The sequence below is a fragment of the Levilactobacillus hammesii DSM 16381 genome, assembly GCF_001434395.1.
GTDB classification, from domain to species: Bacteria; Bacillota; Bacilli; order Lactobacillales; family Lactobacillaceae; genus Levilactobacillus; species Levilactobacillus hammesii.
Map to the genome: position 1 here is coordinate 112,146 of NZ_AZFS01000006.1, position 17,699 is coordinate 129,844.

13 protein-coding genes are annotated in these 17,699 nt (G+C 49.3%); 9 read left to right on the forward strand and 4 right to left on the reverse strand.

Going from position 1 to position 17,699, the window contains the following annotated elements; all coding sequences use genetic code 11:
* Positions 1–61 precede the first annotated feature (61 nt).
* Both FD28_RS00680 and FD28_RS00685 read left to right on the forward strand, forming a co-directional pair.
* The gene (locus tag FD28_RS00680) at positions 62–1,243 is read left to right on the forward strand and encodes an NADH-dependent flavin oxidoreductase (RefSeq protein ID WP_057731530.1); all 1,182 of its coding nucleotides are present in this window, start codon (positions 62–64) and stop codon (positions 1,241–1,243) included.
* 247 nt (positions 1,244–1,490) lie between these two features.
* A complete protein-coding gene (locus tag FD28_RS00685; RefSeq protein WP_057731533.1) occupies positions 1,491–2,822 on the forward strand; it encodes a C1 family peptidase in 1,332 nt (443 codons plus the stop codon).
* Between the two features lie 468 nt (positions 2,823–3,290).
* On the opposite strand, the gene FD28_RS00690 is transcribed toward FD28_RS00685, so the two are convergent.
* The 3 genes from FD28_RS00690 to FD28_RS00695 form a co-directional block, all read right to left on the reverse strand.
* Positions 3,291–3,614 carry a hypothetical protein gene (locus FD28_RS00690; RefSeq protein ID WP_157059796.1) on the reverse strand — a complete coding sequence of 108 codons (324 nt, stop codon included), beginning with the start codon at positions 3,612–3,614 and terminating at the stop codon, positions 3,291–3,293.
* A gap of 77 nt (positions 3,615–3,691) precedes the next feature.
* The gene (locus FD28_RS13135) at positions 3,692–3,859 is read right to left on the reverse strand and encodes a hypothetical protein (protein WP_157059797.1); all 168 of its coding nucleotides are present in this window, start codon (positions 3,857–3,859) and stop codon (positions 3,692–3,694) included.
* 68 nt (positions 3,860–3,927) lie between these two features.
* Positions 3,928–4,470, reverse strand: a complete 543-nt coding sequence (locus tag FD28_RS00695; RefSeq protein WP_057731539.1) for a hypothetical protein — start codon at positions 4,468–4,470, stop codon at positions 3,928–3,930.
* A gap of 236 nt (positions 4,471–4,706) precedes the next feature.
* Here FD28_RS00695 and FD28_RS00700 point away from each other — a divergent pair, with 236 nt between their 5' ends.
* Positions 4,707–5,531 carry a DNA/RNA non-specific endonuclease gene (locus FD28_RS00700; RefSeq protein WP_057731542.1) on the forward strand — a complete coding sequence of 275 codons (825 nt, stop codon included), beginning with the start codon at positions 4,707–4,709 and terminating at the stop codon, positions 5,529–5,531.
* 76 nt (positions 5,532–5,607) lie between these two features.
* On the opposite strand, the gene FD28_RS13325 is transcribed toward FD28_RS00700, so the two are convergent.
* Complete coding sequence (locus tag FD28_RS13325) at positions 5,608–5,763, reverse strand: hypothetical protein (protein ID WP_169788488.1); 156 nt, start codon at positions 5,761–5,763, stop codon at positions 5,608–5,610.
* A 112-nt stretch (positions 5,764–5,875) separates the two neighbouring features.
* Here FD28_RS13325 and cls point away from each other — a divergent pair, with 112 nt between their 5' ends.
* The 6 genes from cls (at position 5,876) to FD28_RS00730 (ending at position 17,656) form a co-directional block, all read left to right on the forward strand.
* On the forward strand, positions 5,876–7,333 hold the full coding sequence (gene cls / locus FD28_RS00705; protein ID WP_057731545.1) for a cardiolipin synthase: 1,458 nt from the start codon (positions 5,876–5,878) through the stop codon (positions 7,331–7,333).
* Positions 7,334–7,572: 239 nt separating this feature from the next.
* Positions 7,573–8,478: a helix-turn-helix domain-containing protein gene (locus FD28_RS00710; RefSeq protein WP_057731550.1), complete on the forward strand. Its 906-nt coding sequence runs from the start codon at positions 7,573–7,575 to the stop codon at positions 8,476–8,478.
* Between the two features lie 429 nt (positions 8,479–8,907).
* A complete protein-coding gene (locus FD28_RS00715; protein WP_057731553.1) occupies positions 8,908–10,392 on the forward strand; it encodes an MFS transporter in 1,485 nt (494 codons plus the stop codon).
* A gap of 49 nt (positions 10,393–10,441) precedes the next feature.
* Positions 10,442–12,100, forward strand: a complete 1,659-nt coding sequence (locus tag FD28_RS00720; RefSeq protein WP_057731555.1) for a glycoside hydrolase family 43 protein — start codon at positions 10,442–10,444, stop codon at positions 12,098–12,100.
* A gap of 483 nt (positions 12,101–12,583) precedes the next feature.
* Positions 12,584–14,353: a DUF2207 domain-containing protein gene (locus FD28_RS00725; RefSeq protein ID WP_235806817.1), complete on the forward strand. Its 1,770-nt coding sequence runs from the start codon at positions 12,584–12,586 to the stop codon at positions 14,351–14,353.
* 207 nt (positions 14,354–14,560) lie between these two features.
* Positions 14,561–17,656, forward strand: a complete 3,096-nt coding sequence (locus FD28_RS00730; protein ID WP_057731558.1) for a YfhO family protein — start codon at positions 14,561–14,563, stop codon at positions 17,654–17,656.
* Positions 17,657–17,699: the final 43 nt, after the last annotated feature.

Consider the following 17,699-nt stretch of genomic DNA (forward strand, 5'->3'; position numbering starts at 1 on the left):
TTTATCGAACTATACTGAGCTTATAGACGTTGAACTGATGAAGTGGAAAGGTGAGTTAGCAATGGCTGAAGATTATCAATTTTTACAACCTTATACGTTTGCAAATGGCGTTACCGTAAAGAACCGTGTGGTTATTCCGCCAATGACCGAGGCTTCGGCCTTTGAAGAGGGCTCGATCACCAGCGATGAGCTGCGATACTTCCGAATTCACAGTGGTGGTGTGGGATTATTCATCTCGCCGGTGGCCAATGTTTCTGCGAGTGGTAAGGGATTCGAGGGCGAATTGGCCATTACGGATGACCGTTATTTACCCGGGCTGACCAAGATGGCCAGTGCCATGAAGCAGAATGGTACCAAGGCCATCCTGCAAATCTTCCACGCGGGGCGGATGTCCAACTCCCACGTGCTACGGGGAGAACGGCCAGTCAGTGCCAGTGCAGTCGCCGCTGAACGGCAGAATGCCGAGGTGCCACGTGAACTAACCGATGCCGAGATCACGCAAATCGTGACGGATTTTGGTGAGGCTACGCGGCGGGCCATTCAAGCCGGCTTCGATGGGATTGAGTTACACGGGGCCAATACGTACCTGTTGCAGCAATTCTTCTCTCCACATTCCAATCGTCGGACGGACCGGTGGGGTGGCGACGTGACGGGGCGGATGCGCTTTGCCTTGGCCGTCATTCAACGGTGTCACGAGGTCATTGCAAAATTTGCGGATCGGCCGTTTATCATGGGGTATCGGTTATCACCGGAAGAGATTGAAACCCCGGGAATTCGCCTCGCGGATACACTGCAGTTGGTCGACACGTTATGTGGGCAACCGCTGGATTATCTCCACATCTCGATGGGCTATGCTTGGCGGACCTCATTAAATGATACCGCCGACTCAGAGCCGTTGATCCTGAAGATCAAGCGGCAAGTGGCCGGGCGGTTACCGCTAATTGCTGTGGGTTCCGTTGAGAAGCCAGCCGATGCCGAAAAGGTCATGGCTGCGGGCATTGATTTCGTGGCTCTCGGTCGAGAAATGTTGCGGGAGCCCAAGTGGGTTCAAAAGGTGGCCACCCATGACGAGGCAGGCATTCGCTATACCATTTCCGAACAGGACTTAGACGAGTTGGGAATTACCCCGGCCATGTGGCATTTCTTAACGGTGCGGTTGAAGTCCGCCATGCACATCTCCAACCAACCCGACTACGACAAGGATCAGTTTGATCAGAAACTAGCGCCTCACGAAGGGGCTTAGAACGTGAATTAAGGGCGCAACCAATGGCCTGGTGGCTCACGCTTCAGCACTATAATGGCAAAAAATCAGTTTTTTTAGAAGACCCTTCTGAAAAAGCTGATTTTTGCGTTATATCTGGCGCCATTTTGAGTGGAACTTCATTGAAGAAGCATTGCGTCCATCTGGGGAAAGCGGTAGAATGAATTCAGATTAGATTATGAGATTTCAATGAGATTTCTCGTAAACGAGAAGAGAGAGGAGTCATTTTATGCCAGATACGAAAACCGATCACGTGTTAACCGCTGCCGAAACGGCGGCCCTACACGCCGATCTTCAGCAACAACCCGCCCACGATGTTGTGAGCCGGGCGGTCATTAAAAATGGGGTGCTCGCCGCCTCAGAAGACCCCCAAGCCGCGGTTCGCTTGAACCGAACTTTTTCCGTGGAACTCGATACGGGGAAGGTATCCAACCAAAAGCACTCCGGCCGGTGCTGGTTGTTTTCCACGCTGAATACCATTCGTCACCAATTTGCGGCGAAGTATAACGTCAAAGACTTTGAGCTCTCGCAGAGTTACCTCTTCTTCTGGGATAAGGTAGAACGGGCGAACATCTTCTATGACAATATTTTACGGACGGCAACTCAGCCACTCGATGACCGGGAAGTGGCTTTTTATCTGAGTCGGCCCGGCGATGACGGCGGTCAGTGGGCCATGGGTGCGGCCCTTGTGCAGAAATACGGGGTTGTTCCGGCAAGTGCAATGCCAGAATCTTTCAATACCAATGATACGACGGGATTCGCGGCCGCATTGAACCTCAAGCTACGCAAGGATGCATTGGCCTTACGCCAATTGGTTGCCGATGGTGCGAGTGAGGAACAGATTGCAACGACTCGCGCACAGGCTTTGAAGGAAGTCTATCGGATGGCCGCCTATGCCTTCGGTGAACCACCAACAACGTTTGACTTGGAGTATAAGGACGACAAGCACCAGTACCATCGTGATGCCGGTTTGACGCCACAGGGCTTCTTTGAAAAATACTTCGATATTGATTTGGATGACTACGTGGTGATCTCCAATTCACCCGACAAGCCATTCGATCGGCTGTACAGCTTGCCTAGCCAAGACAACATCGTGGGGGGCAAACACATTACCTTCCTTAACTTGCCAATGGCTGAACTCAAGCGAACGGCGGTTGCCCAGCTGCAAAGTGGGGAAGCCGTCTGGTTTGGCAACGACGTCTTACAACAGATGAGTCGCGAACGGGGCTTCTTGGATAGCCACCTCTATCAGACGGCCGACCTATTTGGAGTCGACCTTAGTCTGACGAAGGCCCAGCGCTTGGCCACGGGTGAAGCCGAGGTTTCTCATGCCATGACGCTGACCGGGGTCGACTTGGTTGCCGATGACCCAACGCGTTGGAAAGTGGAAAATAGTTGGGGCGAGAAGAACGGTGACAAGGGGTACTTCGTGATGACCGATGACTGGATGTCTGACTTCGTCTATGAAGTGGTCGTACACAAGCGCTTCTTAACGCCGGACCAACAGGCCGTATTGGCGACACAACCCCAAGTCTTACCTGCTTGGGATTCCTTACAATAACGAGTTTAGGATCTAAAGTTAACGTTCAGAGGCAACTGACTCTGAACGTTTTTTGCGTCGAAATGGCACAAAAAAGCCGCCCCTGGTTAGGAGGCGGCGACCGTGGCTTGGTTAGGGCAACGGTTGGTCATCGTTAATGACAAATAGGTTGGTTAAAACGGTTTTCGAGTTAAGGCCATCTTAAAACGAAAATGTGAAGAATTTGTGAACATTATTTATGAACTTTAAATGGTAACGATAAGTATGAAGTTAACGTAATGAAAATACGGTATTTTCAGCGTTTTCATTACTTTTTACTAATTGTTTGAGTGAAATTTATGTTAGATTTGACCAATAAGGATGTCTAAATAAACGATATTTAGGACAATCATATAATCAGCATAAGTGAAATAATATGGAACAAAATAAAAAAATCACCATCAAATAAAAAATGATGGCGATGATCAGCAATTAGAATAACGACGGTTTCTATTTATTAAATAAATTCAAGGTTAAATTATTAGATAAGTGGTTAAAAGGTCTATGGTGATGATCAGCGAGCGGATGTGGCTTACCATCGTGTTGTCCCGGCCGGAAACGATTGATCTGCATCTGTTTCGTTCTTTCGCGCTCAATCTGTAGCCGTTTCTTAAGCTGCCGATTTTTCCAGAAACCATGGGCCATGACCGTTATGGGAATAACTTCTAGCATGACCGTTGTGGGGATAAGCCAGGGATGTTCATCGATCAAGTCTGCGAAGCGGTACACGTCCTCTTGAGCCAATGGGGCCGGTAAGCATTTGTGTTTTAACATCATCATCACGCTCCTTTAGGCCCTATCATAACCCAAAGTAGATGTGCTGTCAGCCGTTGTGTTCCACGTGAAACAAGCTACCGATTACACCAATGACTGATCAGATGTAGGATGCCTAAAAATGCGGCAATCCCCAGGACGGCCGTTTCTAACATGGCAATGCCACTGACATGGCGAAATTGTTGGTAGAGGAGCACGCCGCCAATGATGAGTAGGCCCCCTAGTGCGGGCAGAATCTTTTTCATGAGAAACCTCCAAAATAAAAAAACGAGGCCAGTGACGGCCTCGTTTTAGGTTACATGACTACCAATGCTTAGTTGCCAACCTTGACCAGAACGGCCTTGGTGACGTCATTGTCGATATCACGTGAGATGTGATAGCCGGCAACTTTTAGTTTTGTGGCCTTGTTGGTTCCAGTCAACGTCTTCTTGACCGTGAACTTTTGGGTCATTGGAATGTCTGACAGCTTCCCCTTAAAGTTGATGACGGTATCGTCACCCTTCGTCTTAAAGGTGGTATTCAGAACACCAGACTTATTCAAAGCGTTCGCCTTCTTAGCGGCGTCATAGGTCTTGTAGAACTTGTTAACGTTGTAGACCGTGACTTTACCGTTCTTATTGAACCGGTAAGCCTCCATCCCAGAGTTACTCTTGGCGTTAACCGCACCGGTGACGTACCAAAGCTTGGTCGAGTTGGTCAACGTTGATTTGACGTCAGCCTTCTTGGTCGTTTTGTTGTTAAAACTAGCTTGTTGCGTACTCCCCGATTTGCTACTCTTGCTGCTGCAACCGGCTAAGCCAATAGCCAAAATGGCCAATAGGCTAAAGACGGCAGTCAGTGTCCGGGTCTTCTTCATAATCCAATCACCTCATCAAAAATGATAACAGTTTTAGAGTCCGCGTACAAATAGCGTGCTCCCCGTCCCTCACTTAGTATAGCATGTGGGTAGAGTCAAAATCCGAATTCTGGCGTTAAAAAAGCGTTAAGTTCATGTGACAATTGCGACTGAATCTAAAAAATTAAAGACAAACACATGTTCCTTTGGTAAAATATGAAGCAGAGTATTCATGGTATTGAGAGGGGAATTGGATTATGAGTAAACGGCATTATAACCGTGGTCGGCGGGGCAGTCGTATGCCAATTTATGCGGCCATTTTGCTAATCGTGATTGGGGCTGTCGGCAGTCTGGGTAGTCAGGGTAACTCCACGGCACGGCATTTGACGAGTGCGGTCAGCAAAGTTGTGGGATCATCATCGACTAGCCACACCAGCGGCTCAACGGCCACGGCACCGAAGCAGTCGGTCGCCAGCAAGGCACTAGCGCAACAGAAGTATACGGGGACCCAGATCGTGGCGGTTAACCACAATCGACCGACCTTTACCCAGGCACAGCTATCCACGAAGAAGGGCGGCTGGGCGACGTATGGGGCGTTGGACAATCTGAACCGGGTCACCACGGCGAATGCCCTTTTGAGTAAGCATTTAATGCCCACGGCCAAGCGGGAGCCACTCTACGTGAGTCCAACTGGCTGGAAGAACAAGCCCTATACCGTCAATGGCAAGCGGGGGTATCTGTATAACCGGAGCCACCTGATTGGCTACCAGCTGACGGGACAAAATAACAATCTGAAGAATTTAATGACCGGTACCCGGTCGTTGAATGATCCGGGTATGACGGCCTATGAAAACCCGGTCGCCAGTTATTTGAAGAGCCATCCCCGTGATTACGTGCGTTATCAAGTTGAACCCGTCTTTCGGGGCAATGAATTAGTGGCGCGTGGGGTGCACATGCAGGCCAAGTCGGTCGGCAGTTCGGGTGTCTCCTATAATGTCTATATTTTCAACATCCAGGCAGGCGTTAAGATTAACTACAGCACCGGGACCAGTCAGTATGGCAATCCGGCGGCAGCGTTCTAACCACTCTAATGAAAGAAATAAGGACGTCACTTCTCAGTAAGCGTGAGAGGTGGCGTCCTTATTTGGATACGAGGGATTAACGGCGATTCATGTAGCGATAAATGAGAAATAGGATCAAGCCGACGATCAAGATCGTCCCGATCATTGGGTTTTCACGAAAGATCCAGTGAAAGACCCGAACGGAGTGGATGCCGTGTAAGCCACCGAGTAAAGAAGAGAACTGAGTAAACATAGCTGACCTCCAAATGATTTATAGTGATTATCAGGAAAAATTAAAAAAAAGTAAAGACATTTGAATGAATTGGGGTATGATAAAAAAGACAGAGAGCAGAGGAGGGTTTCCCGTGAGCGTGAACTATATGCTTATCTTTGAAATTGTCGTCGTGATTAACGCGGCGTTAGCCCTAGTGACGGTATTTCGAGAAAAGCGTGATATTGCCGCAACCTGGGCCTGGATGTTGGTGCTGGTCTTACTGCCGGTGGTGGGATTTATTGCCTACGCCTTTATCGGCCGAAAGCTTCCCAAGGGGCGGATGTTCCGACTGCAACATCAAGTCGCGGTGCAGCTGAATGAGCGGTTGACGCAGCAGCGTGCGCAGTTGGGCACTGAGATTATGCCAGCCGATAAGATCAGTCATTCCGTCATCAACATGGTTAATATGTTTATGGAAACGGATCAGGCCTTCTTGGCCCGGCAGAATCGCGTCAAGATCTACACTGATGGGCACGACCTCTTCCACACGATGCTGGAAGACATCGAGCGCGCCCACTCCAGTATTCATATTGAATTTTACACCTTTTATAACGATAAGATTGGAAATGAGATTCTGGACATCCTGGTTAAGAAGGCTGCCGCGGGTGTTGAGGTCCGCGTGATCTATGATCCGTGGGGGTCGATGGGGACCTGGAAACGGTTCTTCAAGCCACTGATGGACGTTGGCGGTCACGTGGAACCCTTCCTGGGGACCCGTTCGGCCGTGATTGACTTTCGGCTCAACTTTCGTGATCACCGTAAGATCGTCACGATTGATGGTCAAGTGGGTTACGTTGGGGGCTTTAACATTGGGGATCAGTACCTCGGGCGCAAGGAGAAATTCGGCTACTGGCGCGATACACACTTGAGAATCGTGGGTTCCGGGGTCTTCTCGTTGCAGGCTCGTTTCATGCTCGATTGGAATGCGACGGATAAGGATCATCCCTTCAACGACCGTAAGATTGACACGCGTTACTTCCCGCTGAGCAAGGTGAAGGGTAACACGAGTTTACAGATTGTTTCCAGTGGGCCAGATTCCGACCTACAACAAATCAAGATGGGTTACATGCGCTTGATTCAGACGGCGGAGAAGACCCTATGGATTCAGACGCCTTACCTGATTCCTGACGATAGTGTCTTGGATTCCCTGCGGATTGCGGCAATGGCCGGAATTGATGTGCGGATCATGATTCCGGATAAACCGGATCACGCCTTCGTTTACCGGGCCACGCAGTACTATGCACGGCAACTGGCGGATGACGGGGTCAAGATTTACTACTATCACAACGGGTTCATTCACGCCAAGACGATTGTGGTCGATGGGCGGATTGCGTCGGTTGGTTCCGCCAACATGGATTACCGCAGTTTTAAACTCAACTTCGAAATTAATGCTTTCATCTATGATGAGGGGATTGCTTGTCAGTTGGAGAATATCTTTGAAAGGGATATGACGCACAGCGAGCTGATTACGCCGGAGATGTTTGACCAACAGTCACTCTATCTGAAATTCAAACAGACGGCATCGCGGCTGTTGTCGCCAATTCTGTAAAATGATGAACAAGGGGTCCGAGACAAAAGTCTCAGACCCCTTTTACATACCGAACAACCCTGGTGGAAACGCGTACCGGAGAATGTGAAAAAATTGACAATCAGTGGGAAAATGTGGCAGTTCATAGAGGTTGGTTGTTTATTTTTACCAACTTAACGGTTATAATAACGGTATGGCGATAAAGCGGTTACATCGACTATTTGGGGAGGAGCCAGCATGGTGACTGAGGAGGTTTTAGCATGAAGCGCTTTGTTTCATTACCGGTTGTGGACTCTAGTCTGTATTTATTCGGTGGCCATATGCGAACTGTTCCCGGTGGTTGGCAGTTTTTTGAACAGAAACACCAGGCGTTTGAGCTGATGTGTGTGATTGATGGCCGCCAAACGACGGAAATTAAAAATTTAGTGACGTATGATTATGGTGCCGGGGATGCCATCATCATCTCCCCGGGAACGGTGCACACAAATCAAAACAGTAGTTCAGAGCAGGATATGACTTATATCTGTTTTCATTTCAACATCGAAAACCTGGCGCTGAAGTCTGAAATTATTGGAAAGATTGCCAACACGGTGATTCCAGCAGATCAAGCGATTGCTCAGTCGGCCGTCCGGACAGCCAAACGGATGGTGGCTTATAGCGCCAATCAGAAGCTGAGCAAAGAACAGGTCAATCTGAAAATTCAGATTGCGGTATTGGAGTTCTTTTATGACCTGACGGAAGGCTTACAGGACTATGAGACACGGCGGGGGGCTCGCTACACGGAGAGTGAGGCCAAAACGAGCCGGCAGATTGCCACGTTAATCAAGGAACGCATTGAGCAGGATGAGGCGATTAACTTTACTTTTGGGGACGTCTGCCAAAAGATTGGGATTAGCAGTGGTTATGGTCATCGCACGTTCAAGAAGGTTTATGGTGTGACCCCGTTGCACTATATCGAAAGTCAGAAATACAACAAGGCTAAGATGCTGCTGGGATCGCCAGAACACTCCATTGAGGATGTGGCGGATTTAATGGGGGCCAGTAGCGTGTCTAATTTTAGCAAGCAATTTAAAAAGTGGTCCGGTACGACGCCTAGTAAATATCAGCGTCAAATGAAACAAAAGCGGCGGGTACGGACCGTTAAGGAAGGCGGCTACTTCGAGTAGTTTAACGTGCACAAAGCGACAGATTCGCTCGGTAAAAGGTTAGTTTACCGGGCTTTTATTTTGTGGTTAAGGTCACAAAATAACTAAAAACAGTCACGAATAAAGATAGCCAGCAAACCTGAAAGCGATTACAATGCAGTTGTAGTTAGCTAACGAAACAAGACAGTGAGTTAGCATTTGGCCATGTTAAGCTCACTGCTTTCACGTCCCATGAAGGACGTGGAAGGATAGTTAACTTGAGAAACCGGTTAGCGCTGGGTTCTCAAGTTAACGCAGTTGCTCGATACTTCTGTTGAGATTCAGCAATTTTTTCTTTACCTTGGTTGGTTGCTTCTACCAACCAGATGACATATTTTAGCGGACGCCCTGATCACTTAGTTTATTTGATCAAGACGTTACAAACTTTTTCTTCGAAAGGAGTTTTCGCATATGGCCTCAAATAGTCAGGCTGATGCCGCAAAGACTCAAGACAATGCCAATGACGAGTTCGCCAAGCTTTCTTGGCGTGAGCGAATTAGTTATGGTGCCGGGGATTTAGCGCAAAACTTAATCTTTGGTACGATTGGGTCAATGTTACTTTTCTACTTAACCACTGTTTACGGAATTTCCGCCGCAGTTGGTGCCACGATTTTCTTAGTTGTTCGTTGGGTCAACGTGTTCTGGGATCCATGGGTTGGTGCCTTTGTTGATAAGCACAACTTCAAGTCCGGGAAATACCGGCCTTACTTGGTTTACTGTGGGATTCCAATGACGATCTTCGCCGCTATGCTCTTCTTGCCTATCGATGCAGTCCGGGGCAGCATCCTCTACGCCTTCATTGCATATCTGGCAACGGCCTTGATCTACTCCTTCGTTAACATTCCTTATGGGGCTTTGAACGCCTCACTGACGCGTGATAACGATGAAGTTTCTACACTGACGACTGTCCGGATGACTGAAGCTAACATTGGTAACTTGTTAGTTTACACGTTCCTGCCATTATTTGTTCAGATGGCTTCTCCTAACCCACAATCTAAGGACATTGGGTTCTTCGGTATTCACATGAACTTAGGGGATTACACCTCACCTAAAGCTGGGAAGGCTTACTTCTTAGTCATGGGGATCTACATGATCATTGGGTTTATCATGCTGATGTGCACGTACTTCGGAATTAAGGAACGGGTCTTACCTACTGAAAAGGAATCCGCTGCCGTTAAGTATTCCGACCTGTGGTACGAATTTAAGCAAAACAAGCCACTGCAAGTGTTAGGTTCATTCTTCCTGATTGGCTTTACCTTCATGTTCTTCGGGAACACCGTATGGCCATTCTACATGCAATACAACATCGGTCACTCCGAATGGATGGCTTCCATTAACTTGGTTGGTTCCATTCCTGGTATCTTCTTGGTATTCTTATGGCCAATCATCCGTAAGAAGATCGGGAAGCGTCAATTCTTCTACGCTTTCTTAGCCCTGTTTATCGTTGGGACGTTGGTTCTGTGGATCTGGTCAATGCCTTCATTCAAGGATTCAACTGCTCTGGGTTACACGGGTCGTTTCTTACAACAATGGGGGATCACTGCTGCTACTGGTTACATGTGGTCATTGGTTCCAGAAGTTGTTTCTTACGGCGAGTACAAGTCCAAGAAGCGGGTTGCCGGTATCATCAACGCCATCATGGGTCTGTTCTTCAAGATTGGGTTGGCTCTTGGTGGGATCATCCCTGGTTACATCAACGCCTTCTTCAAGTTTGATGGGACTAAGACGACGCAAACCTCTGGTGCTTTGATGGGTATCCAATGGTCCATGATCTGGTTACCAATCATCTTTGCCCTGATCGCGATGTGGATTATGAGTAAGTACACCTTGTCTGACGCTGATGTCAAACGGATGAACGAAGAACTCAACGCTGAACGGAAGGCTCACGAAGTTTAGGCGATTCATTTTAGTTAACTAATTTTGTTAAGGAAAGGAAGATTCTTTTATGAAGATTCAAAACCCCGTTTTACCTGGTTTTAACGCGGATCCTAGCATGATTCGGGTTGACGACACTTACTACATTGCTAACTCAACGTTCGAATGGTTCCCAGGTGTCCGGTTACATGAATCCAAGGACATGGTTCACTGGAACTTATTACCATCACCACTTTCAACGACAACGTTGCTGGATATGGTGGGTAACCCCGCTTCTGGTGGGATTTGGGCACCAGATCTGAGCTACGCTGATGGCAAATTCTGGTTGATCTACACCGATGTTAAGATCACCGATGGTCCTTTCAAGGATATGACCAACTACCTGACGACGGCAACGGATATCCGCGGTCCATGGACTGACCCAATCAAGGTCAACGGTGTTGGATTCGATGCTTCCTTATTCCACGATGACGATGGCCGGAAGTACCTGGTTCAACAGACCTGGGATCACCGTGAATACCACCACCCATTTGACGGGATTACCTTGACTGAATTTGACACAGATACGATGCAACTGAAGCCAGAAACGGCACGGAACCTCTACAATGGGACCGACGTTAAACTGGTTGAAGGTCCACATCTGTATAAGATCAACGGTTACTACTACCTGTTTGCTGCACAAGGTGGGACGGTCTTTACCCACCAAGAAGTCGTTGCACGTTCCAAGACGCTTGACAAATTGTCATTCGAAAGCGAACCAGATGGCCCATTCATTACCAACATGGATACGCCAGACTTCTACCTGCAAAAGCAAGGTCACGGTGCCTTAGTAAACACACCAGGTGGCGAATGGTACTACGCCTCATTGGTATCTCGTCCTTGGAACCACAAGAACGAATCTGCTTATGACCCACGTGGTTGGAGCACACTTGGCCGTGAAACGTCTATTCAAAAGGTTGAATGGGACGACGCTGGCTGGCCACGGGTTGTCGGCGGTCATGGTGGTCAAGTTGAGGTTGAAGCCCCTAAGGATGCTATCTTGACGAAAGCCCCTAAGGATCACTCACAACACGATGAATTCGACAAGTCAGAACTCGACTTGAACTGGAACACCTTACGTCAACCATTTACCAAGAAGTTGGGGACGGTTGGTAACGGTGAATTGAAGTTAGTTGGGAACCAATCCTTATCCAGCACCTTCGATGTTTCCTTCTTGGCTCGTCGTTGGCAAGCCTTCAACTTTGATGCTGAAACCAAAGTTAAGTTCGACCCATACACGTATCAACAAATGGCCGGATTGGCTAACTTCTACAATGACAAGCACTACTCTTCAATCTTCATTACTTGGGATGAGAAGAAGGGTCACGTCATCGAAGTTGCCCAAAACGACAACAACAATTACACGTCTTACTTGAAAGACGATGCCATTGCTATTCCTGAAGGAACGGACTATGTTTGGTTCCGGACGAAGGTTCGTAAGCAATCTTACACTTACGAATATTCATTCGATGGTAAGAAGTGGGAAACGGTCCCAGTTGAACTGGATGCCGCTATTCTCTCTGACGACTATGTTCTGCAAACTTCCGGTGGTTTCTTCACTGGTGCCTTCGTTGGCCTGTACGCAGTCGACTACGCCGGCTACGGTCAAGTTGCCACGTTCGATCACTTCGACTACCAAGAACTGCCTGACAATGTGACTTCGGAAAGCAAGTTAGTCTCCGAAAGCTAATTGATTGGCAGCACCCTCGAGTGGGTGTATGATGATGGCGCTAAGGACGTTAAGGAATGTTGAACTGGATTGAGGCCGCACCGTCGGTCAGTTCGCACCACCTTAACTGGCGCTAGCAACAGAAAAAGTATGTAATATGTGGTGAAAGTCCCGTCGTGTAATCGGCGGGGCTTTTTCTGTGCAGATGATGGGGATTGGTTTTGACTTTACAGGAGTTGTTGCTGGATAGCGAGGATGTTGTCCCGCTTTCGTTTTGCCCAGTTAGTTGTCTTTTTGGTTGATAGCTGAACGGGTAAAAGGATTGCAAGAGCTTTATTTAGGTTGCAGACGATTGATCTGGTAAGCTGAAGAGGCGAGGGAATGATGGGGTTGGGCCGTTCTGATGCCTATGCTAAAATATGGGTAGTGAGAAGGGGTGGTCGGATGTTACGACGGGGCTTAGGGTTGATATTAGGCCTGATTATAGGTGGTTTAGGGCTGATAATGGGACAACCAGTTCGCGCAAACGCGGATTATACCATTTCGCCTTACCAAATGAACGTTCAGATCCAACGAGATGGCAATGCAAATGTGACCCAGACCATGACCTACCATTTTGACGATGATTATCATGGCGTTTTTAACGTTCAAGATATTCGGGGAATTCAAGGTGGTCGATTGACCAACGTTAAGTATCAGGTCAATCGGGGGTTAATCATGCCGGGGACAAAGTCGGCAGACGGGATGGACGGCGATTATGAAGTCAGCCAAAACCAGCAGCGCATTAAAGTAAAATTGTATCAAGAGATTAATGCCGGCGATCAATTAAAGGTCACCTACCGTTTTCATTTGCGGGGGGTCGTGACGAACTATCGCGATACGGCAGAATTGAACTGGAAGGTGATCGGGACGGGTTGGGATGAGCCGCTAAATCACGTTCGGGTCACCATTCAACTTCCACAAAAGTCGGTTAACCAGCTACAAGCTTGGACGCATGGCCCATTATCGGGACGAACGCAGGTCGATCGACAGCAGGGAAGGGTGACCATGACGGTTGACCGTAACTTGGCGAACAGCTTTATTGAAAGCCACCTGTTGTTCCCGACAGCGGTCACGGCAAGTAACCCCAACCGCGTGGCGAAGAACCATCTGGCAGCGGCACAAAAACAAGAGGCCCAGCTAGCACGGGCGGCTAACCAAAAGCGCCAGCGAGATCGCTGGTTGCGGTGGGGTGGTTTTGGCCTGCTTGTGGTGTTGCTCGCGGGATTTAGCTATCGTTCGTGGCGCTGGTATCATCGTCACCCGGCTAATCGTTATCCTCACCCAACACCAATTAACCATTCCTTTGACGTCCCCGGGGTGCCACCGGCATTGGCCCAGTCGTTGGCTGACGGTGTCTCGCCGAATACGGATGCCTTGGCGGGAGAGATCTTGGTGGCTGCGGCCAATAAGGAGATTAAGCTGGAACCGGTCAAGGACGGTCGTAAGACCACGGTCAGACTGACCAGAATTCGAGAAACCACCAACAGTTTTCTGGAAAAATGTTTTGCTGAAGTGGGTCGTGACGGTAGTTTTACCTTACTTGAATTGAAAAAATTTGGTAAACAGGATGATACCGGGCGACTCAACCAGTGGTTTACGGCGTGGCAACAACCCACAGATGAAGCCGCGGATGCTTACTATGATAAGGACAACCTGAAGCTGCGAACGCGCTTATACGGGACCGTGATGGGACTCAGTACCTTGATCTTTCTCACGACGGCAGCCAGCTGGTTGTTAGGGATGACTGTGGGTAAGATTGTTACCGTTATTGGTGTAGTTGGTTTACTGACGTTTTGGATTTTGGTCCGGCGATTCAGTCGGCGGATTGATCGACACAACGCCAAGGGACTGAGTCAGGTTAATGAGTTAAAGGGTTTTCGGCGTATGCTGAAGGATATTGGACATTTCAATACGGCTGAAATTGGCGATCTCATTTTGTGGGAACAGATTCTGCCCTATGCGGCGGCGTTTGGCTTGGCCCAACAAGTGGCCGATAAGCTGGCCGTTGATTTCGATACGGCCGCTCTGGATACGAGCCTGGTTGTCTTCTATCCGTTGTTCTACGGCACGGGTTTTGGAATCCCATTAGGGGATGCGTTGGGCGACAGTCTATCGACAGCGCTGCACGCATCCGATACCAGCAGTAGCAGCTCTATCTCCGGTGGTTCCGGCGGATTCTCTGGGGGAAGCTCCGGGGGATTTGGTGGCGGCTCTGGCGGTGGCGCCTTTTAAAAGTTCGTGAAAGATCCTCTGAGAATGACCACTAATGGCGATTCTCGGAGGATTTTTAAAACGATCGTGCCTAATCCGTTTCACATGAAACATTACAATGCGATATCGTTTAGCGAGAATGATTGACACGACAAGCTGAGCTTTGTAAATTGGAAGCAAGAGGTTCATTCTTGAACGAGGACTATCGTATTTATTGGAGGCCGCATTATGAAGATCGCACACCATCGATGGCCGCTGTGGGTCCTATATACCGCAGCGTTTCTGGTGATTGCCGCGTTTAGCTTTGGCGTTTTTGCCATGGCCAACCGCACGTTAATTTGGAATATGGATGGTGCGACCCAACACTATCCGTTAATACGAGAGTTGCATCAATTACTGGCTAAATCCGGATTAGCCGGGGTCACCGGATGGTCGTGGACCTTTGGCCTGGGGGCCGACAAGCTAACGACTATGGCTTATTACGTCTTGGGCGATCCCTTTGCCTATTTGCTGGCACTCTTGCCGAGCCACTTACTGGAGGCGGGTTACGGCTGGTTCATTATCCTACGTCTGTATGCTTCGGGTTTGGCATTTTTGGTATTTGCGAAATGCTATACCTTTAAACCCCTGAGCCAATTGCTGGGCGCATTAACGTATGCCTTTGCGGGTTACTCGCTGATGATCGGGGTTCATCATCCCTTCTTCATTATGCCGATGATTTGGTTACCCCTGTTGTTTTGGGGGATCGAACGCGTTTTCCGTGGCAAGAGTTGGGCAGCTTTAGGTGTAATCACCGGACTGACGGTGCTGAGTAACTTTTATTTTGCCTACATATTAGGGCTAGGAAGCCTGATCTATGCCGTCATTCGTTACCTTGACTTGCGACAAAGTAAACAGATACCGCTCCCCCTGCGACGACTGATCACGCGGTTGGTGCTCGCGGCGGTGGCGGGTCTGTTGTTAGCCGGCATTCTCCTAGTGCCATCAACCTTGATGATGTTAGGCTCGACGCGGACTGGAACGGATTTTGCCAACGGATTGTGGCTTTATCCGATGAGTTATTATTTGAAGCTAGGCAATGCCGTGCTCACGACGGGTAATGCCCTGAGCTACTGGGCTATCTTGGGGATGACGGGTTTTTCCTTTCTGGGCTGTGTGTACACGTTGGTTCATTGGAAACGTCATCGGGCATTGGCGGGAACCCTAGTGCTAATGGCTGTTGGTTTGTTTTTCCCCGCCGTTGCGGCGTTTTTTAACGTGTTATCGACGCCCTCGAATCGGTGGCTGCTGTTGGCCACGATCCCCTTTGGATTGGCCACGATGGTCTTGCTGGATCACGTGACGACACTGACGCCGGTGGATCGCCGGTGGTTGGCCGGCAGTACGGCGGCCTTACTCCTAATAGTCTATTTGAGTAACGGCCTAGTCTTTAGTAATCCAGCCCGTAACCTCATCACGTATGGCCTGCTACTAGCCACGACGGTTGTCTTGGTGGGCAGTGCGCAGCAACCGGCACGATTAACGCTGTCCCTAGTCGGGATATTGATCGGGTTAAATCTCATCAGTAATGCGTGGGGGTATTATAATCCGAACGCCAGTCAACAGGCCGCCCAGCAGCTCCGCCGGGGGGATGCGACTAAATATATCCAAGATTATTATGACGGTGCTGATCGCGCGGTACAGCGGGAAAAGACGTTCTCACGCGTCAATACCACGCCGTATTTTAACCTCTTTCGAACGGTGGGAAACAATATGGAAATGTCCCACAACCTACACGGGATCATGTCGTACTTCTCCGTTCAAAATGGCGCAGTGGGTCAATTCAGCCGGGATATTCAAAACTCGGCCTACGCGATGAATTCCCCCTTGGGTCAGGGCGATAACCGGTCGACCTTGAATCATCTGCTGGGGGTCAAAACGATTTTTGCCCGCGAAGACCAGGTAGCCAATCATGCGGCTTTGCCATATGGCTATCACGCATCGAAGACCGTTTATCCCGAGCAAGCGGTGTATGGCTTGTCTAATGGTGAGGGCACCCAGCGGCTGACGACCTCGTTGGCTTTTCCACTGGTGTACACGCAACCGCAGGCTTTAACGACTAAGCAGTGGCAACGGCTAGCGAGTGTTGACCGCGAGCGCAGCCTGACGCAGGCGGCGGTGACGACGACTAAGGCCGCGGGCGTGCAGCAAGCCCACTACCAGTCACCCGCGCGAACTTTGGGCTATACGGTGACGGCAGATACCGTACCAGTGATTGACAGTCCCAACAAGGTCGTGCAGTATCGCTTACAGCAGGCCTTGGCGGGGCAGAAAAAAGGGCTTAATGATAAGCAGCTGGATAACTATGGAAGCTCCGGTAAACTGGCCAAGCTGCCGGTGGATCAAAATGGTTTAATTAGCCAGAAGAATGAGCAAAAATATGCCGAACAGGTCCAATTGAATCAGAATCGTCCCGCCTTGGATCAGGTGTTAACGGCTAATCAGCAAATTCTGCAGGATACGATGGTGGCCAATCAGCACGGGTTGCGGCAACTAACGAGTGATGTTCAGGGAAATCAGATTAAATATACCCTGACGCTCAACCGGCCCAAGCGGGCACAGGGAACGGAGTTGTATCTAGAGCTTGACGGGATTAGTGCCCAGCGCCTGACCACTAACGATCAACTGAGAGATCAAGACAATACCAGTATCTTAGGCAACACACCACGTTCGAATCTGACGAAGCTCAATGACTGGCGGACGGCTGTCCAGAATCCCGACATGGGGGATTATTGGATTAAGGTCAAAACCCGGAATAACGCGAATAGTTTCTCGCAGTTTGGGATTGATAATCTTTCGGATTACGAACCGAAGCACCGGATGTTGCTCAACTTGGGGTATTCAAAGCAGCGCCGGCAGACAGTGGATGTGACGTTTAATGCCACGCGACAGATTAACTTTAAATCCGTTAAGCTGGTGGCCATGCCCTATGATCAGTCTTACGATCGGCAGGTGCATGCGGTTCAACGGCGGGGACTTCAGAATGCAACCGTCAGTGCCAATCGCGTGACGGGCAATCTGGTCACGCCACAGACCAGTATGATGACGACCTCCATTCCGTATACGACGGGGTGGACGCTGAAGGTGGATGGTCGGCCCGTTAAAACGCAACGGGTTAACGATGGCTTTGTTGGCGCACGCCTGCCAGCGGGCACTCACCATATTCAGCTGACTTATCGGACGCCTGGATTTATATTGGGGAGTGGCTTAACCCTAATTGGTCTCGTCACCTTGGTTGGTGCAGGAAGCTGGCATTGGTGGCGACAACCGCGTCGACGACATTAGAACGACGTATAACCTGGGAAATTTTCCGAGGTAGCTGAACTTA

Excerpts from the sequence above, each read along its gene's own strand:
- FD28_RS13135 (WP_157059797.1), bottom strand. The coding sequence starts at position 3,859 with ATGAAAAAGATTCTGCCCGCACTAGGGGGCCTACTCATCATTGGCGGC.
- FD28_RS00685 (WP_057731533.1), top strand. The coding sequence starts at position 1,491 with ATGCCAGATACGAAAACCGATCACGTGTTAACCGCTGCCGAAACGGCG.
- FD28_RS00710 (WP_057731550.1), top strand. The coding sequence starts at position 7,573 with ATGAAGCGCTTTGTTTCATTACCGGTTGTGGACTCTAGTCTGTATTTA.
- FD28_RS00715 (WP_057731553.1), top strand. The coding sequence starts at position 8,908 with ATGGCCTCAAATAGTCAGGCTGATGCCGCAAAGACTCAAGACAATGCC.
- FD28_RS00725 (WP_235806817.1), top strand. The coding sequence starts at position 12,584 with ATGGGACAACCAGTTCGCGCAAACGCGGATTATACCATTTCGCCTTAC.
- FD28_RS00720 (WP_057731555.1), top strand. The coding sequence starts at position 10,442 with ATGAAGATTCAAAACCCCGTTTTACCTGGTTTTAACGCGGATCCTAGC.
- FD28_RS00690 (WP_157059796.1), bottom strand. The coding sequence starts at position 3,614 with ATGTTAAAACACAAATGCTTACCGGCCCCATTGGCTCAAGAGGACGTG.
- FD28_RS13325 (WP_169788488.1), bottom strand. The coding sequence starts at position 5,763 with ATGTTTACTCAGTTCTCTTCTTTACTCGGTGGCTTACACGGCATCCAC.
- FD28_RS00680 (WP_057731530.1), top strand. The coding sequence starts at position 62 with ATGGCTGAAGATTATCAATTTTTACAACCTTATACGTTTGCAAATGGC.
- FD28_RS00695 (WP_057731539.1), bottom strand. The coding sequence starts at position 4,470 with ATGAAGAAGACCCGGACACTGACTGCCGTCTTTAGCCTATTGGCCATT.
- FD28_RS00730 (WP_057731558.1), top strand. The coding sequence starts at position 14,561 with ATGAAGATCGCACACCATCGATGGCCGCTGTGGGTCCTATATACCGCA.
- FD28_RS00700 (WP_057731542.1), top strand. The coding sequence starts at position 4,707 with ATGAGTAAACGGCATTATAACCGTGGTCGGCGGGGCAGTCGTATGCCA.